The sequence below is a fragment of the Nostoc sp. genome, assembly GCF_036919555.1.
GTDB lineage: Bacteria > Cyanobacteriota > Cyanobacteriia > Cyanobacteriales > Nostocaceae > Nostoc.
In genome coordinates, this window is record NZ_JBALCS010000073.1 from 1 (window position 1) to 26,653 (window position 26,653).

Here is a 26,653-nt window from a genome sequence, read left to right on the forward strand (position 1 = left end):
GAGATTGAAACATTATTGGCAAACCACCGTGTTGAAATTGAGACAGGAAAGTTGAGGGTATTCCTGATTGATGAGTGTCATTTAATGTGGGGAGAGTCCTATATTGTATTTAGAAATATTAGGACTTCTGCGGATAAAGCGATCGCTTCCCATGTTTGCAGAGCAGTTCTGGGACAAAGGAGAGCGATCGCTGTTTGGCAACTTTTCCTCTAAGAATTCAAGTTCGGCATCACTTAAAAAATTACCTTCATTAAAGTAAGAAATTTTTATTAGAAAAACATAAATTAGGCGTATTTACTGATTGTAATGGAGATTTTGCATGGTTAAGATATAGCAAATAATACAGCATCGGCTGCTTAAGCTAGAAGGTAAAGTTTCAAAGTAAATGACTATCAAAAAACCCTTGGCCATCAAACAGCCAGAGGTGGGGCGGATCATGCGTGATTTGCGGCTTGCCTTCGGGCTAACGCAAGAACAGTTTGCAGCCCAGTTGCGTGTGACATATAGCACAATCAACCGTTGGGAAAATGGACGCTCTAAACCCTCGCCGTTAGCGATGGAGAAGATTGAGGGGATGTTGGAAAAGATGGGCGGCGAGGGTCAGGATTTGTTGGCTAAGTATTTGCCGAATTAGCTCCTTGCTCAGTTTTGGTGTGAGCGATGGCGATTTAAGCTGCCAAGAAAATTAGCGCAATTATTTTAGTTTCTATATCTAACTGTTGACAGCAATTTTAAACATCATGTGAGGCATCTAATGAACGGTGATACAAACATGAGAACTAATCAGCAAGTCGTTGAAATCACAGGCGCTCCCGCCCAAGTTTGGGGAAATATCTTAGTGCCAGCAAGAGGAACAATTATTGTCAAAGTTACAGGCGATACTCTTGTTGGGACAGCAAAAACTGGGTTAGAAAAGAGAGACACTTGGATACGCATTCAAAATATTGATTCAGTAGAAACATTAGAAGCCCCTATTTATGCATTATTGGGTTTTGGAGGATTCCTAGCTTTTTCAGCTTTGGGTGCATTTAGTAACTCTTCTGTACTATAGGACTCCTATTTGATTTTTGAACAAAATTAGGTATTGTAGAGTGTGTTAGAACGGAGTTCGTAACGCACTATTATCACGGGTTTGATGCGTTACGCTGTCGCTAACACATCCTACGCATATTTTCAGAAATCAAACCGGATTCCTATAGGTTTCATTTTACTTGTTGCCGCAGTCGCCCTAATTGTCTATGCAATAACTAATAAACGTCGATATTTAGCATTTTACAGTCATCGCAATGCAATTGTTATTTTTATGAATAAGTCCCCAGAACTTTATCAACAGTTTGCTATGAATGTATTGGCATTATCTCGCAAGTTAAATACACCTAGCAATACACCAACAAAACAAGCTCAAACTTCAATTCAAGCTTAGATATTTATCAACGTGTACATGAGTTGAGAGGTTAGCGATCGCGCTTGGCCTTTTTAGTAGTCAGTTCATATTCCGTCCGCTCAATGTTTAGCCTGAAATTAGAAGGGTGAGTAATTAATGAAGAGACAAACATTGGTTGGGATGATAGCAAGCTTAACAGTTTTGGGTGTAAGCTTCCTACCAGTTATAGCTCAAAAAACAACAGCCAGTCAACCAAATTCTAACTTGGTCAATGGTATCGCAGAGACTATTCGTAAAGAATTTGCAGATTCTGATTGGAATGAGATTAAAAAGGATATTACATTTAAATATACTGAAATAGATTTAAATAAAGACGGTACTAAAGAAACTCTTGTTAGCATTCAACACGGTTTTCCTTGTAATAATCGTCATTGTCCCGTGTATATTTTTCAAAAAAAAGGTAGTAATTATCGCTTCATTTCATATATATTTACCTCACGAGGTGAATTGCAAGTAGCCATACTTCCCAGTCACAGCAAAGCTTGGATTAATATTGCTGCCCCCGTGTTCACCTATGAACCAAGAGAAATAGCTTGGAGAGTCTTTAAATTTGATGGAAAAAAATATCAACTTACTTCCCAAAAATTAAGTTCAGCACCTAAGCAGATTGTGTTGGGAAAAAATCTTATCTCTACATTTAATCTAGCAGATTTCGCAGAAAATAATCAAAGCTATATTGGTCTACGCTACTACGATAGAGATTTACGTAAAGGTCTTCAATACTTAGGAGGTTGGATAGTAGGAGAACCTAAAGATAATCCTACCTATTCAATAAGCCAGGTTAAAAATATAAATCAGGAAATGTTGTGGTTTGAAACCCTTGTAGCACTGGATAGCCAGGGAAAAGTAACTGCTCAAGTAGTAGATGTACTTAATTTACCTAGACTAGGAAAATCAGAGCAGATTGGACATGGTGGATCATGTATGCGAAGTGGAGTACGTGACCCTGAGTTGATAACAATTGCTAAATATGAAGATACTGAATATTGGAAGCAGATAACAAAAGCATGGCGTTCTAATCGGAGCTTAGGCAAGTTTGAAGAAGTTTCTACTGGCAACATTGTATGCGAAAACCCAGGATGGGGAGTATAAATTGAAGCTACACTGAAAAAATTGCGTAGATATAGACATCGTTCTCCCCATTCTTAGAGGAAATTTAAAGATGCGATCGCTGCCTTTAGGCTAGAATCCCCTAGCCTAAAGGCAGGGGTGTTGACAGGGAATTTCTAATTTTTGGCTCATGTCACCTGATAATTCAGGTTTTATAATTAAAGTTAAAGGGCTTAGAGCATTAAGCAAAGCATAAATGAGGTTAAAGGCTGTGAAGAAAATAGTTGTTGCTGCAATATTTAGTTTAATCGCTGGCTCAACATCTTTACTTTTTCCCCAAGCCGCTAAAGCTGATAGGGTTGTTTATTGTCATCCTGTTACTGACAATAGGGTGCTCAAAGAATCGGCGGCTGACCACCCCCATGCTTATGCAAATGGTTTTCGAGAAGGAGAACAAAGCGCTCGGAATAGAGTTGCTTATAAACCTCGGACTGCGGGAGGTGAATTTGCTCGTGGTTTTCAGGATGGTTATTTGAATCTACCTTATGCTGGGCAAGAGAATGTTGTACCTAAAACAATTGTGCAACAGACTACTCAGGTTTGTAATGAAGATGGTTATTACACCGTAGCGCCTCCTCCTGCTTACATCTACAACCCCTATGCCATCTACGGGTCGCCCTATCCTACTTTTGGCATCAACTTCGGATTTGGAAGAGGGGGCTACAGATGGGGTCACTATCGAAGATGGTAGAGGGTGGGGAATTCCGCACTAGCCAGTTGTGGCGTTCGCGCAGCGTCTCGTAGAGAAGCGATGACCGAGGGCTGTGGGTTAGCTGCTGAGTTATTCTACAGCTTTGGGTCAACAACTGGGGATTTGTGACTGTTGCGTTCTCTTCATATCTCATTTAAATGGTAATTCAGAGACAAGTGATGCCAAATTGCCAGAACTTTTGAACCTGGCGCTGTAACTTCAACTTTTTCAAGCGTTCGCGAGTAGCGTCTCGTAGAGAGGAAAACAGACATAGCGACGCCGAATAGCCCTGTTTCGTTAAGTGTTTCCTCGCTTGAAACTGAAGGGGGCGATCGCATTTTCACCTCAGCCAACAAATAATAGCAACCAAAATCTGTATATGTACTAAAATGCATTCGGAGCTATTTCTCCGAATTAAGCAGAATTATTGCCAAATTTAACCATGATGAATAACTGGTTTGATACAGCTCGATTGGGAATGTTTATTCATTGGGGACATAGTTCTCAACAAGGATGTGAGTTATCTTGGCCGTTAGTTGGGGGTGTATTCAGCCTTCCCTTTTGCCAAGATATTCCAGTTGAGAAATATCACTACACAGCTAATACTTTCAATCCACAACAATACAATCCTCAAGAATGGGCACATTTAGCAAAAAGTCTAGGAATGAAATATGCCATATTAACAGCCAAGCATCATGATGGTTTTGCCCTATTTCATACCCAACAATCAGACTTTTCAATTGCATCTGCACCTTATAAAAAAGACATTGTAGGTGAATTTATCGAAGCGATGCGCTCTGTAGGATTGCGTATTGGTCTTTATTTTTCTCTTAGTGACTGGCATCATCCTGACTATCCGGCTTTTACAGAGGCAGATAAACCTTATCGCTTTGACCAACTACCTCAACCTACACCACAACAGTGGGAGCGATATATTCAGTTCCTGTTCAATCAGATACGAGAATTATTGACCAACTACGGTCAAATTGACATCATTTGGTTTGATGGGAGTTGGGAACGCACTCCAGAGCAATGGCAAGCTCAAGAATTAGCAAAAATGATTCGTGATTTACAACCTAATATTCTCATTAACGATCGCCTACCTAATTGTGGAGACTTTGAAACTCCTGAGCAGTTTATTCCTCCTCACCCACCTGCTCATCCTTGGGAAACCTGTCTGACTATTAACGAGAGTTGGGGATATAACCCAGATGATTGCAACTTCAAATCCTCTCGTCAATTGATTCATACCCTTTGCGAAGTAGCAGGCAAAGGAGGCAACCTCTTGCTCAATGTTAGTCCAATGGGTAATGGACAAATCCCTCCTGAGCAGTTAGAGCGTCTCAAAGATATAGCCGATTGGATGTCTAGCCACTGTGAAAGTATACTTGATACAACCCCAGGATTAGAACCGTGGCAATTTTATGGCCCCTCAACTCGTAAGGGCGATCGCATTTATCTACACCTATTAATGAAACCTTACGAGACAATATCAGTTAGGGGTATACCAATCAAACGAGTAAAATCTGTGTTTGTTCTTGCTGACGGCACAGCACTAACCTATACAAGTCGTTGTGCAATTATTGATTCTATCTTCAATTCTAATCCGTTAGGAGAATTAACAATTGATGTACCTGAATCAGTAATTAATCCATACGTTACAGTGATTTGTATTAATATTGATTCTTGAGTAATTAATGTAACGTCAGTTCTGGTTAAGGACTCAAATTTGATTACTTGGACAAAAGAATAAGGCTTTTACACTGTCAAAACTAACGACAGAATAAAGGTTTCAGCTTATCCCGAACTCAGGTTAATTTCTATCATTAAGTACCAATTACTGGATGAGATAGCTACGCCAAATTGATTGAGTACCTTTACTACCTTTTTCTGGAATTAGCGATCGCCAAGTTTTACCTTCTTGCTGAATTTGCAGATAAACGTCAAAGGGTTGTTGTGGTTGCGTCAAGCGCCGTTTTGGTAGCTTGAGAATCAAGTCGTAGGTTCCCCGAACCCGGAAAGCTGGTAAATTTTCAATCGTCAGGGGTTGTTCCTGGGTAATTGATAGCCGCTTGATTTCAAATCCTTGAAAATCTAGATCCAACTGTTGGCTAAGTTTTTGTTGAGTTTGCTCTAGCCCAAGTGCGATCGCTTTTTGCACTAACTCGTTAGTCGGTAGCAGTCCAATACTGCCACAAGCTGTCACTAGCACCAACAATATTGCTGTCAAAACTAACCGCACTATGTTATTCACTCTAATCATTCGTCATTAGTTATTGGACAATATAGACACTAGTAAAGGCACAGTAGAACCGTGCCCTAATTCGCAAAAAGTATTATTTTGACAGGTTTTTGCTTTACAGTAAATTTAATACTGGCGTAAAAGTGCAGATAATGAACTATCTTTACGAAGATCCATCAATTCTGCCAAAGGTTCTGTGCGCTTATCCAAGTGGTGCTTGTGTTCTGCTGGTAGAACTGTCACCAGATGTTTTGTTTTCGGTTGCATCTGCATAAGGGGCATCAGTTGTTGCTGTGGCACAAAAATTGGCTGGTTCTTGGGAAGCTGTGGTTCCAATTTTTGGTAATTGCTCTGTGCCAAGCGTACCTGATGGCGGTTAATCTGTTTTTGGACTTTTTGCGGCTGCTTCATCCACTTGAGCATTCGGAAAATGAGCAAGCAACCACTACCACAACTGAGGACGATCGCCGCCACCATCCATAAAGGTGTAGGATTACTGTTCTCAGAGGGCGCATTGATTGGTTCTTCAACTATAACTGGGATTTTTTCTGGTTCTTCTTGTGCTACCGGGCCAGCGTTACCTAAGCTATACAGCGCAAAGGCACCACCTGCCATAAACATGGCTAAAAATCCAGTTAGCAATAGCCAAGGATGATGTGCAACCAAATATATCAGAACATTCGAGCTTTTTCTTAGTCTCGATTTCCTGTTTGTCAGCTCTGGAGTAGCCCGTCTTAGTTGGGTTGGCTCGCGCTGTACACTCTGACTTTTTTCCATGATTACTTTCAGATTTGTACCCCTCTAGTCAATAAATTGTACTGGAGGAGTCAAGCATCAGGTATCCGTAAAAAAAATTCAGATTTCAGTAGCTTTTTTGTAAAATATACGTTACCAAATCTGGCTAACTTTTGCCACAATTCTGTATTTCTGATGACTTTTTGCCGTAATAACTGAAATCAGTTCGCTTATTTTCTCCATCAGCTAGGAGAATGCCTAGCGATCGCCAGTTGAATTAACCGATCAACTAATTCTGGAAAGGAGACTCCACTATCAGCCCAGAGTTGGGGATACATACTCGTCGCAGTAAAGCCTGGTAAGGTATTGATTTCGTTAATCAAAACTTCTTTTGTCGCTTCCACATAGAAAAAATCTACCCTTGCCAACCCCGCAGCGTCAACAGCTGCAAAAGCTTGCAAAGCCATGTCCTGAATTTGACGAGCGATCGCATCTGGAATTGGTGCAGGTATCAGTAAATCTGCCTGACCTTCAGTATATTTAGTTTCATAATCATAAAAATCGCTGTCATAAGTAATCTCTCCAATGACAGAGGCTTGGGGTTGATCATTACCTAAAACGGCACACTCGACTTCCCTGGCGACGACACCAGCTTCTACAACTAGCCGTCGGTCATAACTGGCAGCATTATCTAAGGCGGCTTCTAATTCTGGACGCGATCGCACTTTGGCGATACCCACTGATGAACCCAAATTAGCAGGCTTGACAAAAGCCGGATAACCTAATGCCGCCTCAATTTCATCACAGAGTTTCGGAAATACGCAAGGATTAGACCAAACCTGCGCTCTAGTTATTGCCTTGTATTTTACCTGTGCTAGTCCGGCTTGCTCAAAGGCCATTTTCATGGCAATTTTATCCATTCCCATTGCCGAACCTAACACCCCAGAACCAACAAAGGGGACTTGCATCAAAGTGAGTAACCCTTGAATTGTCCCGTCTTCACCGTTGGGGCCGTGGAGAATGGGAAACCAAACATCCACTTGGGCAACTTGAGAGGGAGATTGCCATTTACTCAGGATTTGGGCTTGAGGGTTGGATGTCAAATGTCCTTCAGAAGTTGATTGTTCAGATTCCAGTAGTGGACTGCCGGTTTCCAAAACCTTTTGGGGTGCTTCTCCGGCAAGCCAGTGTCCATCTTTTTGGATGTAAAAAGGCAGTATTTCGTACTTACTAGTATTTTCCTCTGCACTTAAGGCTTTAGCGATCGCCCGTGCTGAATTGATTGAAACTTCATGTTCTCCCGAACGACCGCCAAACAGTAACCCCACGCGCAGCTTAGTCATTTTCGGTTCCTCGACACTTCTCAAGGAGATAGCGTATCACAACCTACAAAAGTTGCCATATTTTTCTATATTATTTTATATCCCCGTCTAAAACTCTCTTCTCTACGAGACACTGCACTTCGGCAAGGTGACACAGTGAGCCTGTGGAACTGCTCTGTTACCACCCGAACAATTTTGAATTTTGAATTGTTATTGCCTCTTGCTTCCAATTAAAACAATCGTGTTATCAGCTACAGTTATATTGCAGGAAAAAGGGCAACAATATTGATAAATAACTAGAAATGCAGCTTTAACTATAAAAGATGCTGCCGTTTCATGAAACCCCGAATTATTGTTTGTGGCTTAGGACGTACCGGATATAAAACCTTTCGTTTGCTGAGACACCAGGGAGCCTCCGTTGTTGGCATTCATCACCAATCTATCCCTGGCGAAACAGCACCAGATGTAATTGTTGGCGATTTACAAGCAGCTTCTACCCTAACAGCAGCCGGAATTCAACAGGCAGACACTTTAGTAATCGCTGGATCTAAAGATGCTCTGAATTTGTCAATAATGATGCAAGCGCGGGTGCTGAATCCCCAGATTCGGATTATCAACCGTTTTTATAATACAAATTTGGGGGAGCGCCTAGATCAAAGTTTGCCAGATCATTTGAGTCTGAGTGTTGTAGGATTAGCAGCACCCGTATTCACTTTTGCAGCACTGGGAAACCGAGCGATCGGACAAATCAAATTATTTCAGCAAACTTGGCCAATTCATGAAGAATACATTGATGAAAACCACTTCTGGAAAGGTCGAAAGCTGAGTGAATTGTGGGAAGATCGATCGCGGATGCTAATTTATTACTTGCCAGTAGAAGGTGAGATGGATTTGGTGTCAGGTGTAATATCTGGACAAGAGATCAGGATGGGCGATCGCTTAATTATTGGTACACAACCCCGTATCCGTTCTCCTCGAAGATCATTAATTAAGAAACTGCTGAAAGTCCTAACTAATCTGAGGCAGTTTCAGCAACACGGGCGATCGGTAATCGTGGGTGCGATTGTACTATTGGCGGTTATTGGGATTGCGACACTCACCTATATGTCGGCTGAGTTGAGTGTGTCTCCTGTCGATGCTCTATATTTTTCTGTAGGCATGGTTACGGGAGCGGGTGGTAATGACAAAGTAGTAGAAAATGCTCCTAACAGTATTAAGTTATTTACCGTTGTGATGATGCTGGTTGGAGCAGTGGTAATTGGTATTTGGTATGCAATGCTCACCGATTTTGTCTTAGGAAGCCGCTTTAAGCAATTTTGGGATGCAGCCCGAATTCCCCAGCGATCGCACTATATTGTCTGTGGATTAAGTGGTATTGGGCTAAGAATTGTCCAGCAACTCCACGCCAGTGGACATGAAGTTGTAGTAGTTGAACCCGACTCCAACAACAAATATATCAACACCGCCCGCGAACTCGGTATTCCTGTGATTCAGGGTGATGCCAGTTTCCGCACAATACTTAAAGCCAGCAATATAGACTCTGCCGCCGCAGTCCTTGCTGTTACTAGCAATGATGCTACCAATCTGGAAATTGCCCTCAAAGCCAAAGGCTTGACACCCAGCATTCCGGTGATTGTTCATTATGCCGATCCCGATTTTGCTGGCATAGCGCAACAGCTATTTGGCTTCGAGGCCGTACTGAGTTCGGCTGAACTAGCAGCCCCAGCTTTTGCTGCTGCTGCACTAGGGGGACGCATCCTTGGCAATGGCATCACAGCAGATAGTCTTTGGGTGGCTTTTGCAACTGTGATTACACCTTCACACGCCTTTTGTGGTAAGTGGGTGAAAGATGTAGCTATGTCTGCTGAATGTGTCCCTTTGTACGTAGAGAAAAACCACCAAAGCCTTCACGGCTGGGACTTATTAGAAACTAACCTCGATATTGGAGATGTTTTATATATGACGATGCCAGCAACGCGGCTATATCAATTGTGGCGCGACGAACGAGTTTGCGAATCACAGACTTAAGGCGATTTTCACAGTCATTGCACCCCACCCCGCTTGTGGGGCTACGGTGTAAGTGGTTATGTAAAATTTTATATATTTCTTGAACCTGGAATCACGGTTTCACAAGTATTTCAGGCGACGTGGATATAAAATTAATTTTGTGTAAGTACTTAGACACAAGTCCGCAGCCATATCTTTATTTATTAATTTAGGACTTACGCACTGTACAAAATAATCATGTTGTGTATTAACGTAAATACGCCGTTTCAGGTTTTTATTAATCAATTCATTGATGGTAAATAGACCCGCGTCGTAGGGGCAATTCATGAATTGCTCCTACGACGAATGTGGTTTTTCAAATCATCTATACTTGGTCTTTTCTGTCAATGCGTAAGTCCTATAATTAATAAATCTCGCACTGCGTTTCTATCCCGCCTCGGAATGAATTCCGAGTCTCATAGCTGAAGTCCACAGAAGTGGACTAAATGATCAATTCAGTCCACTTCAGTGGACTTTCGCTATCAGCCCAGAACTAAAGTTCAGGGCGGGATTGCCTGTCTGCGTGACAGACAGTTTTTAACGCACCACCCGAAGGTTTTGGTGCCGTACTCTCGGCGATAATACACCCTACAAGAATCATCCCTTGATTCAGCAACGCCAGCAATCCTTATTTCCCACCTACTCTCATTTAATTTTTAACGACTCGTTCTTGGTATTCCTGCTCAGTGATCAGATCGAGAGTGTTTTCTAGGCGATCAACAAATACGATACCGTCGAGATGATCATACTCGTGTTGAAAGATCCGAGCGATAAAATCGGTTAATTCTTGCTTTTGTAAATTGCCTTGAGAGTCAGTGTATTCGACTTCAATAGCTTTATACCGAGGAACTAACCCCCGAATTCCTGGAACACTTAAACAACCTTCCCAATCTTTGACAACTTCAGTTGAATGAGCAATGATTTTGGGATTAATCATGGCAGTAGGTTCCATTTTCGGGGCGTTGGGATACCTAGCATTAGGATGGGAAGCCACAATAAATAAACGATAGGATTGTGCTACTTGAGGCGCAGCAATTCCTACGCCGTTAGCCTTGGCAACAGTGGCGATTAAGTCTTCAATTAATTTTTGGATATGCTCATCTTGAATATTCTCTACCCGAGCAGCTTTTTGGCGCAATGTTGGATTGCCTAATTGAATAATTGGCTCTAATTCAGTCATCATAAAACTCCTTTAGGTAATGGGGCATTGGGCATTGGGCATTGGGCATTGGGCATTGGGAGTAGGAAAATTTTTATAACTTTTAACTCCTAACTTTAGCCTTCACGTCTCATGGGCAAAGCAGCAGGTTGGACACCTACTTGGACAATTTGCCCATTGCGTTCAACTTCTAATGGTAACTTAGTACCGATTTTGCTATTTTCTACTAGCTTTTGTACTTGTTCAATTTTAGTAACAGGCTGGTTATTAATGCTTTTAATCAGATCACCAACTCGTAGTCCAGCTACAGATGCAGGCGATCGCGGCACAATTTGAACCAGCAAAACGCCCTGATCTGCTTTAAGATTTAAGCGATCGCCTGCTTGATTTTTTATTCTTTCTTTAATTTCTGGTGTCAGTGTCACCATCTGAACACCCAAATAAGGATGATCAACTTTGCCTGTAGCAATTAATTCTTGGGCAATTTTTTGCACAGTATTAATGGGAATAGCAAATCCTAAACCTTGAGCGCCTTGAATAATCGCTGTGTTCATCGCAATTACTTGGCCACGCGTATTTAACAGCGGGCCACCAGAGTTACCAGGGTTAATCGCAGCATCCGTTTGGATGTAATCAACCCGCTTGTCACTAGCACCGATATCGCTACTAGAACGACCTGTAGCACTAATAATCCCAGAAGTGACGGTATTATTCAAGCCTAATGGATTACCAATGGCAATTACAGCCTCTCCTGGTTGCAAAGCATCGGAGTTACCCACAGATAGAGTTGGCAGATTATTAGCATCAATTTTGATCGCCGCCACATCCGTTACTGGGTCTTCACCCAACACTTTACCATCAAAAGTCCGGCCATCTTTGAGTGTGACAGTCACTCTATCAGCACCATCTACCACATGAGAATTGGTCACAATTTGACCTGAAGAATTAATGATAAATCCAGAGCCACTACCCCGCTCTACCCGTTGTCTAGCTTGTGGCGTACCGTCTCCAAAAAACCGCCGGAAAAATGGATCTTCGTTAAATTCGTCTGGTACGCGAGAAGTGATTGTTCGGGAAGAATCAATGCGAACTACCGCAGGTCCCACCTGTTGCACTACTTTCACGATAAAATTAGGATCTCCAGAAGAGATAATTGGCGGGGCGACAATTAGTGGATTAGGTTCTATTGTCTTTTGGGCTTGAATATCGCTTGGCTGAGTCTGAAAGGTCTTGGCTGGTACAAGAGAGCAGCTTCCCAAGAACACCACTGCTATCCCATATGAGAGTATCCCCAGAATATTATTTGCTCCCCATCTGTGGGGCAAACCCCTGGTATGAATATTTTTGGGCGCTGAGTGATGGTTTGTGATCTTCATGTGTCCTTGCTTCTCCGTGTCAGTCGGTGGGTGTTAGGATCTTGCCTACTGAGTGTGTCCCAAAATCATTACAACTTAAAGCTTATTCTAGGTCTAGCGTGTCTCAATGCTAAATTAGTGCTTTCTCTTCTATTGTGACGATTAGCAGCAAAGGTGGTGGATAATGGAAATTCCCATAGAAAGTCTGTGGAGTCAGGTACTAGAGCGCCTACAGCTTGAACTATCTCGCCCCACCTTTGAAACTTGGATCAAAACTGCTAGTGCAGAGCGATTAGAAAATAATTGCTTGGTAATCCGCACTCCTAACCCATTTGCTCGTAATTGGTTACAGAAGTATTACATCAACACCATTGCTCATGTAGTACAAGATATTCTGGGTCATCCTGTGGGAATTTACATTACCGTTGCTCAAGGTGATGAAGTTTCTCATTTTAGTGAACGAGAGGTTTCTTGGGAATCACTAAATCCCAGCAGTATTTCTGAAGCTATTCCTAATCACAATCAAAAAACTACTCAATTAAACTCTAAATATGTCTTTTCGAGATTTGTAGTTGGTGCTAACAATCGGATGGCTCACGCTGCTTCTTTGGCAGTTGCAGAATCTCCAGGTAGGGAGTTTAATCCTTTATTTTTATGCGGTGGCGTAGGTTTAGGTAAAACTCATCTTATGCAAGCTATTGGTCATTATCGCTGGGAAATTTCTCCTGATTGTAAAATATTTTATGTTTCAACTGAGCAGTTTACTAATGATTTAATTACAGCAATCCGCAAAGATAGTATGCAAACGTTTCGAGAGCATTACCGTGCTGCTGATGTTTTATTAGTTGATGATATTCAGTTTCTTGAAGGGAAGGAATACACCCAAGAAGAATTCTTTTATACTTTTAATACTTTACATGAAGCAGGTAAACAAGTTGTGATTGCTTCCGATCGTCCTCCTAACCAAATTCCTAGTTTGCAAGAACGTCTTTGTTCTCGGTTTTCTATGGGGTTAATCGCAGATATTCAAAAGCCGGATTTAGAAACTAGAATGGCAATTTTGCAGAAAAAATCCGAGGATGAAAATATTAGTCTTCCCCGCGATGTAATTGAGTATATTGCTTCTAACTATACTTCTAATATTCGAGAATTAGAAGGAGCTTTAATTCGGGCAGTGGCTTATATTTCCATTTGGGGCTTACCGATGACGGTGGAAAATATCACACCAGTTTTAGAACCGCCTAACGAAAAAATAGCAGCTACCCCAGAAGCCATTTTAAAGGTTGTAGCTGGTAATTTCGATCTTTCAATAGACGACCTCAAAAGTAACTCACGACGAAGAGAGATTAGCTGGGCGCGTCAAATAGGAATGTATCTCATGCGTCAACACACGTCTCTGAGTTTGCCGAGAATTGGAGAGGAGTTTGGTGGTAAAGACCATACGACGGTGATCTACAGTTGCGATAAAATTACCCAACTTCACCAGAGCGATCGCACTTTAGCACAAACCCTACGCCACCTGAGCGATCGCATCAATATGACTAGCCGTTCTCAAAAACCATCCTGAAGATGTATTTTAAGTTTTCCACAACCAGCACTCTGATTATGAGCTTTGACGGCTAAATAATTACTCGTAAATATTAAGTAATGTATAAAAATTGATTAAATTTAACTTAGATTAGGGAAAAAACATTACTTTTTGTGGAAAAATCTGTCGAAAACTTGATATTTTCTAGTAAAACTTAATTAAGTATAATTACCTTGTGGAAAAGTATCTGAGTTTTTCCACAAGTTTTCCACAAGGTAAACTTGCCTAATATCATATCCCATTGAACACAAATTCCTGACTTTAATCCCTCTCCTTGGTAAGGCTACGGTGTACACACTAGTATTGTCCGTATAGTTCTAGCCCCATAAATACCACAATTTTAGGTGACTTGAAACTCCACTTCTCCTTAGAATTTAAAGGTTAGGGCAACGAAACCAAGTTTCAGGTGGAGTTTTAGACTTATGTGTACACGTACAATTTTCAACACCATAGAGAAGAGGATAAGCGCAGCTTTGGCGGGGTGGGGTTCAATGGGTATTAAGGGTAAGTTAGCAAAATTGAAAGTGCGATCGCGCTGACTATTCAAAGCATACAGAGATTGTGAGTAATTGGCTATGATATTACGTTTATTCCCCTATCCAAGTGCTAAGAAACTCTACTTGGTTTTCCATTGACTCTGCTGACTTAGCTGTAACTAATCTCAAAATACCACGCATCAGTTCTCCGATTGAGTAAAGTTGCTGCTGTACTAAAATCATTCCTGAGTGAGGTTGTTCTTGAGTCAAGAAAGCTGTGTGTAAACTATAAAAATCTCGAATATTAGAACTATACAAAACGCGACCTTGCGACCTTGCCCAGATTAATTGTTCTTCATCAGGAAAGCTCAATCTGTTAACATTTAGAGTCGTGATCACATCTATATGCCGATTTTTCAGAGCTAACACCAATGCAGTATCACCAGAATCCTCATCCATATACAAACGAATTCGACTCACGACTGTCTGCTTGCTCTATGTAATGATTCTATCCGGTCAGCTTCTGCTTCTTCTTCAGCAATATCATTATCAATTTCTTCTCGATTTATATGATAGTAAGTTAATGCCGCATAAACTTGTGCAATGCTTAAATGCCCAATTCGTACAGCAATCTCTTCTGCTCTCAAACCTTGCTTATACCAGATGGCAATTCGTCGCACTGTCACACCAGTTCCAGCAATAATCGGACAGCCCCCATGAATTCCAGGGTTGCGGGTAATGAGAGTCCCAATATCAATAATAGTAGTTGACATAGTTGATAATAACTGTTATTTTACTATCTATTTTAGTCTCATTTAGGAGATTGTGACGATACCTTCGGTGAGGTTCGCTAACGCTTTGAAGTTGATGGTTTTTCAAATAATCCATATTTGGTCTTTCCTGTCAATGCGTAATATCATGTCCGCTGAATTGCTCATAATAAAAGAACCTCACCCCGCCTGTAGCTTTAGCTATAGGCTCCCCTGCCCTACTAGGGGAGGGGCTGGGGGAGAGGTCAGGCAGGAATCACAAGTAATTTACCGGACATGATATAAGTCCTATCCTATTGGATTTTAGCTAACTTACGATCGCAGGCGATGCCCCATTCATAGATCCATTTACAGAAGAAAGCTGAACAAAATCAATTGTTAAAAGATTAGTGAGTTTGGAATTGCCTAGTGTACCTCGTTTCTTTTTGGTATTACCTCGTCGCGCACCACCCGCCATCTCGTATTCCTGGCTGGTTTTACCGTAACGGCTGGCAACTCCTAGTAACATTTTTTCTGATATTGCGATTACAGCCTGTTCTGCGTTCTTCACGTCATCTGTGAGTTTGTCAATGGTAGATAAAGCAGTGTTGTAGGCAGCAAGCTTAGACCGTAGATCGTTAATTGTCACGGTGTAAGCTTGTATAGTCAGTCCCTCTCTACGAGACGCTGCGCGAACGCCAAAGTCAAGTTCTACACTGATAGATTGTAAACTTTCAATTCGGCGATCGCCTCGTTCTAAAACGCTGGAATTTCTTTTTCGAGGTGCCATAATGCATCTCTGCTACTAGGTTTATAGTACTATTTTATACAAAATATCTTTGATTGTCATGGGAAAATATAACAAATCAGTTGCGTAGGCGTAGCCCGTCGTAGACATCGCATCTCAAAAAGTTTAGTTAATTTCACTTAGACTTTTTTGATGTTTCAAGTAGCTAATAGATTTATAAGTTCATTACAATAATTGCTGCAATGATTTAAGTGTTTCTTATACATAAAAGAGACTTTGTTGCAAAGTATTAAGTATTTCCAGCAACTGCTTATAGATTTGTCAGAAATTCTTAAGTGTTTCTTATATATGAAAGAGACTTTGTTGCAAAGTATTAAGTATTTCCAGCAACTGCTTATAGATTTGTCAGAAATTCTTAAGCGTTTCTTATAAATGAAGCAATATTAGCTGCAAACGTTTAAATTTTCTTAGAACTACCAACATATATATGGCTTTTATCGTGCCGACTACTTAATTCTTGCAATTGCAGATGAAGCAAACGGTGAATTTTAGGGAAAACTGAGCTTATAAAGAAAGGCAGTCTCGGTGAAACTTGTTTTATCGTAACTGCCTTCTGAATGCTTTATTTTCCCTATTTTCCGGCGCTAATTATGAGTCAGCAATCGGTTTCAATGTCTCCCCTGTCCCAGAGTCTCACTTCACAAGAAACTTGGGGGTTCGGATTTAGCGGTTTGCTTTTATGGTTAGGGACAGCTCCTGCTATGCATGCCGCACTAGGCCCACAGGCGCTCTGGGTGTGGTTGCCTGGAACCATCATTGGTATGCTGCTCAACCTGCAAGTTAAGCGGTTAGGAACCTATTTCCCAGAGGTGGCTGGAGGCACCCCCAACTATATGACCCGCTTGCTCCACCGATTACCAAACTTGGCTCGCTATGGGGCGATCGGCTACCTGCTCGGCTGGGTCTCTGTTCCGCCCATGAATGCGATTATTCTGACCGATTTAATCAAGACGAATCTAACTCCACTGGGCATTACCTGTCCAGAGACCCTACTCAGAATCGGGTTTACAGTTCTGCCCTTCATCGTTGCCTTTAGTGGAACTCGCACGCTAGGCATTTTGCACTCTTTCTTTGTATTTCCGGCGATCGGGTTTCTTCTGACCTTTTGTCTCCAAGGCATTGTTTGGTTGAGTTTTGCCCCCACTAGCCCTGGGGTGTTGCCCGATCTGGGAGCAGGCATTTCCCTGATCGATTGGATGAAATGGTTCTTTATCGCCGTCTATGCGGTTTATGGTTGCGAGACGGCATCTTCATTTGTGGCAGATAGCCGCCAACCCAGCGTTACCTTACGGTGCTTGCAGGTGACTGCTGGATTGATTCCAATCGTCTATCTCGGTGGATCATGGGTTTTAATGCGGTTAGCCACAGCCCCCGGATTAGGGGATAGCCCCTATCTCAATCTAGTGGCAGCAACCCAACCATTCTGGGGCGCATTCGCCCCCGCCCTTGTCACTTTTCTAATTACGTCAGGGTGTCTCCTCAGCTCTGCAACCGCTGTTTCTAACTGTCCCCGGATTTTGTATCAGTTAGCCAAAGATGGCTACTTACCGCCCGTATTTGCCGTACTGTCTCGCCAGGGAGTGCTCAAACCCAGTTTAATTTTTACCCTCGGGCTGAGTCTAATTTGCTTGGGGTGGGGCAATGTGGCACGGATTGTGATGGTGACGGGCACCGGCTACCTGACTTCGATGATGGCAATTCACTTAGGTGAGTGGGTCAGTCGGCGGCGACCAGAAGCCCAATACCCCTGGTGGTCGCTGGGTTTCTTTGGCATTGAAGCGGCTGTTTTAGTAGTAGGTGGGTTGGCATGGGGCTGGCAAGACTTAGCTATTGGATTGCTCCTGCCTGGGCTGGTAAGCATGGCAGGCACTCGATTACCGCGCCTAAACGTCTCCCTATTCCATCCCGATGGATGGATGCAACGGTATCACCAGCAAACACATACCGACAAAACAGATTGGTTGGCATTTCAGGTGATGATCTTAATTGGCTTAGTGTGCAGTGCGATGAGTATTGGCTGGTGGGTGAAGGCGGCTTTAGATCATGTGAATATGGGGCAACATATGGCGTTGTTTAGCATTTTGTTCGTGACGATTGCCTTCGTGGGAGTGGCGATCGCCTGTTGGACAAGTCTGCCCCAAATTGCCGCCATTACTGAAGCCCGAGAACAGGTCGAACGCACACTGCTGGATTTGCAACAGTCCCAAACGCAACTCGTGCAGGCAGAAAAAATGTCAAGTTTAGGGCAATTAGTGGCAGGGGTCGCCCATGAAATCAATAACCCCCTTAATTTCATCTACGGCAATCTGACCCATTTGCAGGAGTACACGCACAATCTGATGGATCTGATTGAACTCTATCAGCAGCACTACCCTAACACTGCCCCTGATATTCAAGCTATGGTGGACAACATCGATTTAGAATTTTTGCAGAAAGACCTACCGCAAACCCTGGATTCGATGCAAATCGGCACTGATCGCATTTGTCAGATCGTGCTGTCATTACGCAACTTCTCCCGCCTCGATGAAGCTGACTTGAAAGCCGTTGATATTCACGAAGGGATTGATAGCACCCTCTTGATTTTGGGACATCGCCTAAAAGCCAGAACCGATTTCCCGGAGATCAAGGTCACTAAGGACTACAGCCTCCTACCCTACGTTGAGTGTTACCCTGGACAACTCAACCAGGTGGTGATGAATATCCTGGCAAATGCGATCGATGCGCTCGAAGAAAAAGGCATCGGAAAAACATATGCACAACTCCAAACTAATCCGGGGCAGATTACTATTCGCACCTCACGGATAGAGGCTGAGTGGGTAGAAATTGCGATCACTGACAACGGAGGCGGTATTTCCGAACAGATTCAACAACGCATCTTCGAGCCGTTCTTTACAACCAAGCCTGTGGGCAAAGGAACCGGTATGGGTATGTCCATCAGTTATCAAATCATCACGGCAAAACATGGTGGTCATCTCAAGTGTTTTTCTACGATCGGGCAAGGAACTGAGTTCGTGATTCAGATTCCGATCGTAACTGCCTAGTACCGCAAGGCGGAAGTCAAAAGTCAAAAGTCAAAAGTCAAAAGTCAAAAGAATTATATTCCTTGCTCTTGCACGATTTTGAATGGTAGGTTTATTTACGCCGTGCTGTACTAGCTGTAGCGAACTGCAAACATCGAGGCGAGATACAATTGTGGACATAGCTAAGACACCCTTGAATTTTTCTTCTTATTCCAGTCTCAGTTTTTTTGCACCTTTTTCAACCCGTCGAACTCCCATTGACTTATGAAATTAGTTTGCTCCCAAAGCGATCTCAGTACAAACCTCTCACTCGTAAGTCGTGCTGTCCCTTCACGACCAACTCATCCGGTACTCGCCAATGTGCTGCTCCAAGCGGATGCTGAAACTAACCAAGTAAGCTTAACAGCCTTTGATCTCAGCTTGGGAATCCGCACCAGCTTTAACGCAGAGGTATGGCAAGGAGGTGCGATCGCACTTCCTGCTAAATTACTTGTAGACATCACCTCTCGTCTTCCAGAAGGCGAAATTACTCTAGATGATGAATCAGCCCTCACAGGTGCAACATCCGGTGGAGAAGGTTTAATTGTCACACTCACACCCAAGAGTGGGCATTACCAAGTACGAGCAATGGAGCCTGGAGAATTTCCCGAACTACCTATAATTGAAAATACGGAAGTAATCTATCTCACCACCGCCTCATTAATTGAAGGCTTACGCGGTTCATTATTTGCTACTAGTGCAGATGAAACCAAGCAAGTATTAACTGGCGTGCATTTAACAGTTAAACAAGATACCCTAGAATTTGCAGCTACTGATGGACATCGCCTAGCAGTGGTAGAAACTAGCAACGAGCGTCCTTTAGGCGGAACTAGTGAACTAGAAGTGACAGTACCAGCTAGAGCATTACGCGAACTCCAACGAATGCTAGCTCATAGCGCCTCATCAGATGAACCTGTAGCTTTATATTTCGATCAAGGTCAAGTTGTGTTTGCATGGCAAAATCAACGCTTGACTAGTCGCACATTAGAAGGGCAATATCCTGCTTATCGACAACTAATTCCGCGCCAATTTGAGCGACAAGTGACAATTGAACGGCGACAATTTGTCAGCACTTTGGAGCGAATTGCTGTACTAGCCGATCAGAAAAATAATATTGTTAAACTCAGTATTGATAGCGAAGCTCAAGAAATTACCTTATCTTGTGAAGCTCAAGACGTGGGAAGTGGTAGAGAGTCAATGCCAGCACAGATTTCTGGGGAAAACATTGAGATTGCCTTTAACATTAAATATTTAATGGAAGGCTTGAAAGAATTGCCATCTTCCGAAATTCAAATGCATTTAAATCAAAGCCTGACTCCAGTGATTTTTACACCACTGGGTGGTTTGAAAATGACCTATTTAGCTATGCCTGTGCAACTTAGAAGTTAAAAAGAATCGTATTGAAAACACTTTGCTGATTTCATGGTCAATCATGGTAATATATAGATAAATTCCCAGAGCCGATGACCTAATTTAGTCAGGTGAAAATCCTCTCTAGTTGGCGTTTGGCATAAGCCTATAATCTCTCAGTAGTTAACCTATAGTCTAGAAAAAAACTTAAACTAAATTAGCGAGGTAATCAAATCAGGAATGGTCAAAAGCAGTCCTTAATACATTTGTAGATAGGATAGAGGCTGTGTAGTTCAGTCATGAAGGTAAAACTTCTAAACTAATAATCTGGATATTTGTCTATATTGTTAGCAACTATAAACCCAACAAATGCTTTATTACCCAATACGCTGGGGTTAAGATTTGATCCTCCCTATCCCTCCTGAAAAAGGCTACGGTGTACACACAAGTCATCGAATTACCCAAAACAAAAGAAAAACCTCACCCTGCTGTCCTGACTTTAATCCCTCTCCTTACTAAGGAGAGGGACAGGTTTTGCACAAGCAAAACCAGGGTGATGTTTCTTTGGGCTATTCGATAAACCGTAAATTGCCTCATCAAAGACTTGTGTGTACATCGTAGCTGAATGTAAATATTACCAGTGCGTTCATCGATTCGGACTATAAAAATCGGCAACAATAGACTTGTAACATTTTGACAAAGGATAAAACACGTTTCGTTCTACTCTGAAGTGGGATAAAGTGGGCTTCTCATTATAATTGTTGCAATATTTTTCTCCACAATAATCAAATTCCCATAAATTGCTCGCATTAACTAATGGCTTTTGTGCGTCAAACGCCACTCGCATCAAGCCTCTTAACCCGTGGCAGTGGCTGCCCAACCTACGGAAGTTGATGGTGCGATTTAGTGATTTGTTTAATCGGAATTTCAATCCAAAATTCTGTACCTAACCCTGGCTCTGAATCACATTTAAACACACCACCGTGTTTATCTACGATAATCTGATAACTAATTGACAACCCCAAGCCAGTGCCTTTTCCCACTGCCTTAGTAGTGAAAAATGGGTCGCAGATTCTTGCCTTCAGAGCTTCGGGTATTCCTGGTCCATTGTCTGCAATGCGAATTACTACACTCTTGACATTGCCTTCCATCTCTCCAAGAGCAGTACTGATGGTAATTTGACTGCTATGAGGATTTGATTGAGATTCGCTGTAATCTTCTAGAGCATCGATCGCATTGCTTAAAACATTCATAAATACCTGATTGAGTGGTCCGGCATAGCACTCTACTAAAGGAAGGTCGCCGTACTCTTTGACTAATTTAATATCCGGGCTTTTCGGTTTTGCTTTCAAGCGATACTGCAAAATTAACAAGGTGCTATCAATGCCCTGGTGAATATCTACTGGCTTCATTTCCGCTTCGTCAAGGCGAGAGAAATTCCGTAAACTCAAGACAATCTGCCGAATGCGATCAACCCCAACTTTCATGGAAGATAGAGTTTTGGGCAAATCTTCTTTGAGAAATTCTAAGTCGATCTCGAATATGCGATCGCTAATTTCAGGGCTGGGGTTGGGGGTATTTTGCAAATAGAGGTCTAGTATACTCAGTAAATCTTCGGCGTAATCGTTGACATGATTGATGTTGCCATAAATGAAGTTCACCGGGTTATTAATTTCGTGGGCAACACCAGCTACCAGTTGACCCAGTGAGGACATTTTCTCAGTTTGAATCAGTTGGGTTTGAGTTTGCTTTAAATCATCCAAAGCTTCAGCCAGCTTTTCTGTCTGCTCCTTGGACTGATTATGCAATTGGGCCTGTTGGACTGCAACCCCCATTTGGCCTGCAATCTGACTGAGAAAGTTAACTTCAGAGGCTTTCCATTGCCGAGATCCAGTGTGTTGATAAGTTGCCAACAAACCCCAAAGTTTTTGTCCAACAAAAATCGGAGCAAGCACAAAAGCGTAAATTTGAAACTGCTCTAGATTGTCGATATGACACTGAGCAAACCCCATCTTGTAGATGTCATCGGCTGCAAATGTTTCATTGTTGCGGTAGCGTCCTCCCTCTGTATCTTGTAAATAGGTGTCATTCCAAATTGTATTAATACCTAGTTCGGACTCATTCGACCAGTGTGGACTAGCAGCCTCGAAATCCCCGACAAATTGACCACCCCAATCAGAATCGAAACGATAAACAGAAACGCGATCGGCTTTGATTAATTGACAAACCTCTTTAGTAGTGGTTTGAAAAATAGTAGCTGTGTCAAGAGATTCCCGAATCTCGGTAATAACTTTAAACACAGCCTGTTCTTGTTCAGATGTTCGTTGTAACTCAACTGTGCGTCTTTTAACTTGTTTTTCTAAATTTTCATTGAAGGCTTGTACTTGTTGGTATAGTTCATACTGCTGAACTGCTGAACCAAAGTGTTTACCCAGTTCTCTAGCCAGTTCAATCTCTTCAACCGTCCATTTTTGAGCTTGTGCTTTTTTAGATTCGCGCCAAACCTCAAAGGATAAACGGGGGTACAGTTGCCTTTGATCGCTGTCATACTGCCCCGCCCAGAGAGTCTCTGTATCTATTTCGTCACGGAAAATACTTAAGTAGCCCAGCAACTTCTGACGATACTGGAGTGGGATAATCAACATACTGCGAATTTTAGTTGGTTGAAAAGCAACTTGCAAAGTTCGCAAACTAGAGGTTTTATATATATCTAAAATCGCCCAAACATCGTAGTTACTGGACTTGTAGTGTTCCTGCCAAACACTATACTGCTCGATCAGTGGATATATAGTTTGTTGTGGCAGCACAGGTTGCTGTCCACAGATATAAAGCTTGAGACAATTATTTCCTGGTATTAAGCATTCTGTTAAACTGGTGACGTTGCTATTGTCGGAATCAAAAGCTGCATTTCTAATGCAAAGCCTGCCACCAACACCATTAAAGGCAGCAACAACCGCTTCTAGGGCTGGTTGTAATACAATTGTCGGTAATGAATGTAATAGGGTAGCAACGCGGTTAACGATCGCTTCACGTTCGGCTGTTTTGCGGACTTGAGTCAGAAGGGTACTTTGAGCGATCGCTATTGACAGTTGATCCACTACCATCTGTAATGCTTCTAGTTCATATTCTGAAATCAAACGCGCTTGGGAATTATGAGACACCAGTAGTCCCCAGAGTTGATTTTGATAGAGAATAGGCGCTATTACAGAGGACTTTACCCCCATTGCCGTCAAATATTCAACATGGCATAAGTCTACAGAGCGGTAACGGATCTCCTCTGATATAGTTTCTCCATTATCCAAATCACGCAGGTGAATTTGACCAATTTCTTGAGTATCAACATTCACAACAGAACGCACCCGTGATTTAATAAATAATTCACGGGCGGTGAGTGGAATATCCTCAGCAGGAAAATTCAGCCCCAGTAGCGATGGCAACCGATTTTCGTAAATTGACTCAGCAATCACTTCACCACTGCCATCGGCATGAAATTTGTAAATCATCACTCGGTCAGTTTTTAATAGCGATCGCACTTCTGCCGTTGTCACAGTGATAATTTCTTCTAACTCTAAGCTTCGTCGGATACGGTTTGTTATGCGGCGTAGTAAACTTTCTTCATGGCGACATAAGGACAAATCTTGTTCAGGGTTCGAGGTCATCGCTTACAGTAAAATAAATTAATAATTTGCAAACTAACATAATTAAATCTAAAGCTATTTTGGTTGTTTTTTAATCAATTTGTCTTCAGTAAAAACACGGACAAATCATTACTAAAAATCTTTATTTACCTTTTATCAAGCTTTACCAAAACATCACAAAAACAGACGCTAAAAAATTGCGTCTGTACTAGCTAAAATAAAAGATTTTTGCTTTTTAGTTTTAAGTTTTTGTGGAACATTGCCCTAGCAACAAACTTAAACTCTTATATTGTCACCAAAGCGGATTTTAAGATAGTCATCTTCCATCTTTGCCCCTCCTGGTTGTAGTGCTGCTAAGGCTTGCGGTAAAACTAAGTTACGACGGTGGTTGCCAATAGTAATGTTTAATTCATCTCCATTCTTACTCAGTTGAATTTGGTTTTTAGGAATCCCAGGTAAGTAAAGTTCTAAGCTGTATTGGTTCTCCTCTTGTACAATCCTCATAGTCGTTTCTTTATAATAAACCTGAGTCGGATCTTCATCTTTATAGAGGGTTTCCTTCAGGCGTTCTAATGCAGCCAATCCGCACATTTCCTCAGAAAATAGGGGAACTTCTTTGACAGGTAGAGGATGAAAATTATCATGAATTTCCTGGCGATATTGCTCCTGACTTTCCTTCCAACGTTGGAAAAATGGGTCTTGGACAACGCTAGGAATAATCCGATTAGCCACTATTAAATCTGTTGCAACATTATACAAACTCAGATAAGCATGGGCACGTAAAGACTCTTTAATCACCATCTTTTCGGGATTTGTTACCAGACGCACTGAGGTTTGAGTATTGTCTGTTAATACTTTTTCCAGAGCTTCAATTTGTTCATAAAACTCATAAGGTGCATCCATCACCTCTTTGTCAGGTAGCGAAAAACCGGCAATAGGTCTAAAAAAAGGTTCAACCAGAGGCCGAAGTGCTACGGAGATGTTTTGAAATGGTTTGTAAAAACGGCGCATATACCAACCACCAACTTCAGGTAAACTCAGCAAGCGCAGTGCAGTCCCGGTGGGGGCTGAGTCGATAATTAAGACATCAAACTCACCTTCATCGTAATGGCGTTTCATCCTTACCAAGCCAAAAATCTCATCCATTCCTGGTAAAATTGCCAATTCTTCTGCCTGTACGCCGTCTAAACCCCTGGCCTGTAAAACTTGAGTAATATAACGTTTCACAGCACCCCAGTTTCCCTCTAGTTCTTGCAGCGCATCCAGCTCAGCACCCCACAGATTTGGGCGAATTTTTTGGGGTGCATGTCCCAGTTCCATGTCAAAGCTGTCTGCTAGGGAGTGAGCAGGATCTGTACTTAAAACCAATGTCTGATAGCCTAGTTCCGCACAACGGAGTCCAGTTGCAGCCGCAACGGAAGTTTTGCCCACTCCGCCTTTCCCAGTCATTAAAATTACACGCATAAATGCTTCTGTCCTGCCTGATGATTTTTACATTTATTTACATTATCGACTGTTTAACGAAAATAAATGCTCTTTCACCACGTCTAGGCGTGAACAATATTCTCAATATAACCGTTAAGTTGACACTAATGAGTTTACTTTTTATTCCAGAGACTTAAAAATGCTTGAGAGATGGCTGGGGTCATCTGACTTTGTAAGTGAGTTAGTGCATCACGATGGTTTTGATTGTTATCATCATAATAAGTGAAGACATTTGTCAGCTTGACAAGCTCAGGATTTTGATCATTTGTCCCCCTCCATTTGTTAGTAACTTTGTGTAAAACGTCCTGGGGTAGATTTTGTTGTAAGTTATTTAGGGCTGCGATGTAAGAAGGATTTTGAGGATTCTTTTTGAATTGCAAGCACAAATCTATCAGCTTGAGTTGGGTCTGTGGCTGAGGCTGCGGCTTATCTGTTAGACTCGATTGTTGTAGAATTTGACGCTGTTCAGTAGTGGCAATGCCATTTTGAGTTAAACCCTGAGATTTCTGAAATTTCTTGACTGCTGTATAAGTGGCTGGTCCATAAAGAGGCAAGTCTTGAGGAATTTCGGCATTGGTTGCAAAACCGTGAAACTTCAATCTATTCTGAAGTCCTTTGACTGTATCTTCCATTACAGTTCGAGTCTCAGAGTCAGCGTTACCATTAACCACAAGTTTTTGTGAGTACTGTTTCTGAAACTTTTTAATTGCTTCTTCAGTAGGATCATCTGTCAAGGAGTTGTTATTCCGCTTCCAGGGAGCAAATTTTGTGAGATCCGGTTTAGGATCAATCTCAGGAGCTAAATATCCCAGCCCGATCAATATATGACGGATGACTTCAGGGCTACTAATGGCCATTTTTTTTGGTTCCTTTGCTACTAAACTAGCATTTAATGTATCTTGTTTTACAAAAACTACGTGCGTATAAATAAACAAATTTAACATATCTTGTTTGCAAGGCGTTCCAAAAGTTAAGCGATGTGTGACGACAAGCTGCAACTCTTTGAGACGTTCGGCGTAGGCGACTACACACCGGGAAAAAGAAAGATGGTTTTAAGTCTTGGTGGGCGATCGCTTCTTCTCAACTATTGATGATGATACTACGCAATGTTTCCTTGACACCAGTTTGCAACCGCTCTCCGTACTTGTGCGATCGCATTACCTTTGACCCCACAATTACCAGAACTGTCATTGATGCTAGTCGTATAGTTGAGTTCAAAGCAGCTTTTGACAGTTGCAGAAAACAGTTCTACTGGAACAGTCATTGGTCAATTTAGTACTACTGACCCAGATGCTGCTGATACCTATACTTATACTTTAGAAGATAACGCTAGTGGACGCTTCCGCATCGTTGGCAATCAACTATAAGTAGCTGATGGTACGTTACTTAATTTTTA

25 protein-coding genes are annotated in these 26,653 nt (G+C 42.0%); 12 read left to right on the forward strand and 13 right to left on the reverse strand.

Annotated elements, in window-relative coordinates; all coding sequences use genetic code 11:
* The 7 genes from V7K36_RS19825 to V7K36_RS19855 all read left to right on the forward strand — a co-directional run.
* The coding region (locus V7K36_RS19825; RefSeq protein ID WP_335118776.1) for a hypothetical protein at nucleotides 1-213 on the forward strand (213 nt) is incomplete at its 5' end.
* A gap of 172 nt (nucleotides 214-385) precedes the next feature.
* Nucleotides 386-634: a helix-turn-helix domain-containing protein gene (locus V7K36_RS19830; RefSeq protein ID WP_335118504.1), complete on the forward strand. Its 249-nt coding sequence runs from the start codon at nucleotides 386-388 to the stop codon at nucleotides 632-634.
* 138 nt (nucleotides 635-772) lie between these two features.
* On the forward strand, nucleotides 773-1,051 hold the full coding sequence (locus tag V7K36_RS19835) for a hypothetical protein (protein ID WP_335118506.1): 279 nt from the start codon (nucleotides 773-775) through the stop codon (nucleotides 1,049-1,051).
* An 84-nt stretch (nucleotides 1,052-1,135) separates the two neighbouring features.
* Nucleotides 1,136-1,423, forward strand: a complete 288-nt coding sequence (locus tag V7K36_RS19840) for a hypothetical protein (protein WP_335118508.1) — start codon at nucleotides 1,136-1,138, stop codon at nucleotides 1,421-1,423.
* A gap of 117 nt (nucleotides 1,424-1,540) precedes the next feature.
* A complete protein-coding gene (locus tag V7K36_RS19845) occupies nucleotides 1,541-2,536 on the forward strand; it encodes a hypothetical protein (RefSeq protein WP_335118509.1) in 996 nt (331 codons plus the stop codon).
* Nucleotides 2,537-2,765: 229 nt separating this feature from the next.
* Nucleotides 2,766-3,245, forward strand: a complete 480-nt coding sequence (locus V7K36_RS19850; protein ID WP_335118511.1) for a hypothetical protein — start codon at nucleotides 2,766-2,768, stop codon at nucleotides 3,243-3,245.
* A gap of 442 nt (nucleotides 3,246-3,687) precedes the next feature.
* Nucleotides 3,688-4,935: an alpha-L-fucosidase gene (locus V7K36_RS19855; protein ID WP_335118513.1), complete on the forward strand. Its 1,248-nt coding sequence runs from the start codon at nucleotides 3,688-3,690 to the stop codon at nucleotides 4,933-4,935.
* A gap of 147 nt (nucleotides 4,936-5,082) precedes the next feature.
* Here the strand turns inward: V7K36_RS19855 and V7K36_RS19860 are convergent, their stop codons facing one another.
* The 3 genes from V7K36_RS19860 to V7K36_RS19870 all read right to left on the reverse strand — a co-directional run bounded on the left by V7K36_RS19860 (nucleotide 5,083) and on the right by V7K36_RS19870 (nucleotide 7,565).
* Nucleotides 5,083-5,490 (reverse strand): hypothetical protein, encoded by a 408-nt coding sequence (locus V7K36_RS19860; RefSeq protein ID WP_334825935.1) that lies wholly within the window; start codon nucleotides 5,488-5,490, stop codon nucleotides 5,083-5,085.
* Nucleotides 5,491-5,613: 123 nt separating this feature from the next.
* Nucleotides 5,614-6,264, reverse strand: a complete 651-nt coding sequence (locus tag V7K36_RS19865; protein ID WP_335118515.1) for a hypothetical protein — start codon at nucleotides 6,262-6,264, stop codon at nucleotides 5,614-5,616.
* 200 nt (nucleotides 6,265-6,464) lie between these two features.
* On the reverse strand, nucleotides 6,465-7,565 hold the full coding sequence (locus V7K36_RS19870) for a D-alanine--D-alanine ligase family protein (RefSeq protein ID WP_335118517.1): 1,101 nt from the start codon (nucleotides 7,563-7,565) through the stop codon (nucleotides 6,465-6,467).
* Between the two features lie 315 nt (nucleotides 7,566-7,880).
* Here V7K36_RS19870 and V7K36_RS19875 point away from each other — a divergent pair, with 315 nt between their 5' ends.
* The gene (locus tag V7K36_RS19875; RefSeq protein ID WP_335118519.1) at nucleotides 7,881-9,572 is read left to right on the forward strand and encodes a potassium channel family protein; all 1,692 of its coding nucleotides are present in this window, start codon (nucleotides 7,881-7,883) and stop codon (nucleotides 9,570-9,572) included.
* A gap of 667 nt (nucleotides 9,573-10,239) precedes the next feature.
* Here V7K36_RS19875 and def read toward each other — a convergent pair.
* Nucleotides 10,240-10,770, reverse strand: coding sequence for a peptide deformylase (gene def / locus V7K36_RS19880; protein ID WP_335118757.1), 531 nt, complete (start codon nucleotides 10,768-10,770; stop codon nucleotides 10,240-10,242).
* A gap of 95 nt (nucleotides 10,771-10,865) precedes the next feature.
* The gene (locus tag V7K36_RS19885; protein WP_335118521.1) at nucleotides 10,866-12,125 is read right to left on the reverse strand and encodes an HhoA/HhoB/HtrA family serine endopeptidase; all 1,260 of its coding nucleotides are present in this window, start codon (nucleotides 12,123-12,125) and stop codon (nucleotides 10,866-10,868) included.
* 163 nt (nucleotides 12,126-12,288) lie between these two features.
* Here V7K36_RS19885 and dnaA point away from each other — a divergent pair, with 163 nt between their 5' ends.
* A complete protein-coding gene (dnaA, locus tag V7K36_RS19890; RefSeq protein ID WP_335118523.1) occupies nucleotides 12,289-13,671 on the forward strand; it encodes a chromosomal replication initiator protein DnaA in 1,383 nt (460 codons plus the stop codon).
* Between the two features lie 608 nt (nucleotides 13,672-14,279).
* On the opposite strand, the gene V7K36_RS19895 is transcribed toward dnaA, so the two are convergent.
* The 3 genes from V7K36_RS19895 to V7K36_RS19905 form a co-directional block, all read right to left on the reverse strand.
* Nucleotides 14,280-14,648: a DUF5615 family PIN-like protein gene (locus V7K36_RS19895; RefSeq protein ID WP_335118525.1), complete on the reverse strand. Its 369-nt coding sequence runs from the start codon at nucleotides 14,646-14,648 to the stop codon at nucleotides 14,280-14,282.
* Nucleotides 14,645-14,941, reverse strand: a complete 297-nt coding sequence (locus V7K36_RS19900) for a DUF433 domain-containing protein (protein ID WP_335118527.1) — start codon at nucleotides 14,939-14,941, stop codon at nucleotides 14,645-14,647. The genes V7K36_RS19895 and V7K36_RS19900 overlap by 4 nt, the downstream gene beginning before the upstream one ends.
* 304 nt (nucleotides 14,942-15,245) lie before the next feature.
* On the reverse strand, nucleotides 15,246-15,707 hold the full coding sequence (locus tag V7K36_RS19905) for a hypothetical protein (RefSeq protein WP_335118529.1): 462 nt from the start codon (nucleotides 15,705-15,707) through the stop codon (nucleotides 15,246-15,248).
* Nucleotides 15,708-16,315: 608 nt separating this feature from the next.
* Here V7K36_RS19905 and V7K36_RS19910 point away from each other — a divergent pair.
* A complete protein-coding gene (locus V7K36_RS19910) occupies nucleotides 16,316-18,766 on the forward strand; it encodes an ATP-binding protein (RefSeq protein ID WP_335118759.1) in 2,451 nt (816 codons plus the stop codon).
* A gap of 243 nt (nucleotides 18,767-19,009) precedes the next feature.
* On the forward strand, nucleotides 19,010-20,173 hold the full coding sequence (gene dnaN, locus V7K36_RS19915) for a DNA polymerase III subunit beta (protein WP_335118531.1): 1,164 nt from the start codon (nucleotides 19,010-19,012) through the stop codon (nucleotides 20,171-20,173).
* Nucleotides 20,174-20,614: 441 nt separating this feature from the next.
* Here the strand turns inward: dnaN and V7K36_RS34200 are convergent, their stop codons facing one another.
* The 5 genes from V7K36_RS34200 to V7K36_RS19935 all read right to left on the reverse strand — a co-directional run bounded on the left by V7K36_RS34200 (nucleotide 20,615) and on the right by V7K36_RS19935 (nucleotide 26,475).
* Complete coding sequence (locus V7K36_RS34200; RefSeq protein ID WP_442948491.1) at nucleotides 20,615-20,839, reverse strand: DUF6888 family protein; 225 nt, start codon at nucleotides 20,837-20,839, stop codon at nucleotides 20,615-20,617.
* Between the two features lie 176 nt (nucleotides 20,840-21,015).
* The gene (locus V7K36_RS19920; RefSeq protein WP_335118533.1) at nucleotides 21,016-23,793 is read right to left on the reverse strand and encodes a GAF domain-containing protein; all 2,778 of its coding nucleotides are present in this window, start codon (nucleotides 23,791-23,793) and stop codon (nucleotides 21,016-21,018) included.
* 255 nt (nucleotides 23,794-24,048) lie between these two features.
* Complete coding sequence (locus tag V7K36_RS19925) at nucleotides 24,049-25,236, reverse strand: TRC40/GET3/ArsA family transport-energizing ATPase (RefSeq protein WP_334942964.1); 1,188 nt, start codon at nucleotides 25,234-25,236, stop codon at nucleotides 24,049-24,051.
* Nucleotides 25,237-25,370: 134 nt separating this feature from the next.
* On the reverse strand, nucleotides 25,371-26,114 hold the full coding sequence (locus V7K36_RS19930) for a peptidoglycan-binding domain-containing protein (RefSeq protein ID WP_335118535.1): 744 nt from the start codon (nucleotides 26,112-26,114) through the stop codon (nucleotides 25,371-25,373).
* 223 nt (nucleotides 26,115-26,337) lie between these two features.
* Nucleotides 26,338-26,475, reverse strand: a complete 138-nt coding sequence (locus V7K36_RS19935) for a hypothetical protein (protein WP_335118537.1) — start codon at nucleotides 26,473-26,475, stop codon at nucleotides 26,338-26,340.
* An 8-nt stretch (nucleotides 26,476-26,483) separates the two neighbouring features.
* Between V7K36_RS19935 and V7K36_RS19940 the strand changes: the two genes are divergently transcribed.
* Nucleotides 26,484-26,624: a cadherin repeat domain-containing protein gene (locus V7K36_RS19940; RefSeq protein WP_335118539.1), complete on the forward strand. Its 141-nt coding sequence runs from the start codon at nucleotides 26,484-26,486 to the stop codon at nucleotides 26,622-26,624.
* Nucleotides 26,625-26,653 lie beyond the last annotated feature (29 nt).

Bases quoted from the DNA above. Each gene is read 5' to 3' on its own strand.
- V7K36_RS19830 (WP_335118504.1), top strand. From the start codon at position 386: ATGACTATCAAAAAACCCTTGGCCATCAAACAGCCAGAGGTGGGGCGG.
- V7K36_RS19835 (WP_335118506.1), top strand. From the start codon at position 773: ATGAGAACTAATCAGCAAGTCGTTGAAATCACAGGCGCTCCCGCCCAA.
- V7K36_RS19840 (WP_335118508.1), top strand. From the start codon at position 1,136: ATGCGTTACGCTGTCGCTAACACATCCTACGCATATTTTCAGAAATCA.
- V7K36_RS19845 (WP_335118509.1), top strand. From the start codon at position 1,541: ATGAAGAGACAAACATTGGTTGGGATGATAGCAAGCTTAACAGTTTTG.
- V7K36_RS19855 (WP_335118513.1), top strand. From the start codon at position 3,688: ATGATGAATAACTGGTTTGATACAGCTCGATTGGGAATGTTTATTCAT.
- V7K36_RS19865 (WP_335118515.1), bottom strand. From the start codon at position 6,264: ATGGAAAAAAGTCAGAGTGTACAGCGCGAGCCAACCCAACTAAGACGG.
- V7K36_RS19870 (WP_335118517.1), bottom strand. From the start codon at position 7,565: ATGACTAAGCTGCGCGTGGGGTTACTGTTTGGCGGTCGTTCGGGAGAA.
- V7K36_RS19875 (WP_335118519.1), top strand. From the start codon at position 7,881: ATGAAACCCCGAATTATTGTTTGTGGCTTAGGACGTACCGGATATAAA.
- def (WP_335118757.1), bottom strand. From the start codon at position 10,770: ATGACTGAATTAGAGCCAATTATTCAATTAGGCAATCCAACATTGCGC.
- V7K36_RS19885 (WP_335118521.1), bottom strand. From the start codon at position 12,125: ATGAAGATCACAAACCATCACTCAGCGCCCAAAAATATTCATACCAGG.
- dnaA (WP_335118523.1), top strand. From the start codon at position 12,289: ATGGAAATTCCCATAGAAAGTCTGTGGAGTCAGGTACTAGAGCGCCTA.
- V7K36_RS19900 (WP_335118527.1), bottom strand. From the start codon at position 14,941: ATGTCAACTACTATTATTGATATTGGGACTCTCATTACCCGCAACCCT.
- V7K36_RS19905 (WP_335118529.1), bottom strand. From the start codon at position 15,707: ATGGCACCTCGAAAAAGAAATTCCAGCGTTTTAGAACGAGGCGATCGC.
- V7K36_RS19910 (WP_335118759.1), top strand. From the start codon at position 16,316: ATGAGTCAGCAATCGGTTTCAATGTCTCCCCTGTCCCAGAGTCTCACT.
- dnaN (WP_335118531.1), top strand. From the start codon at position 19,010: ATGAAATTAGTTTGCTCCCAAAGCGATCTCAGTACAAACCTCTCACTC.
- V7K36_RS19920 (WP_335118533.1), bottom strand. From the start codon at position 23,793: ATGACCTCGAACCCTGAACAAGATTTGTCCTTATGTCGCCATGAAGAA.
- V7K36_RS19925 (WP_334942964.1), bottom strand. From the start codon at position 25,236: ATGCGTGTAATTTTAATGACTGGGAAAGGCGGAGTGGGCAAAACTTCC.
- V7K36_RS19930 (WP_335118535.1), bottom strand. From the start codon at position 26,114: ATGGCCATTAGTAGCCCTGAAGTCATCCGTCATATATTGATCGGGCTG.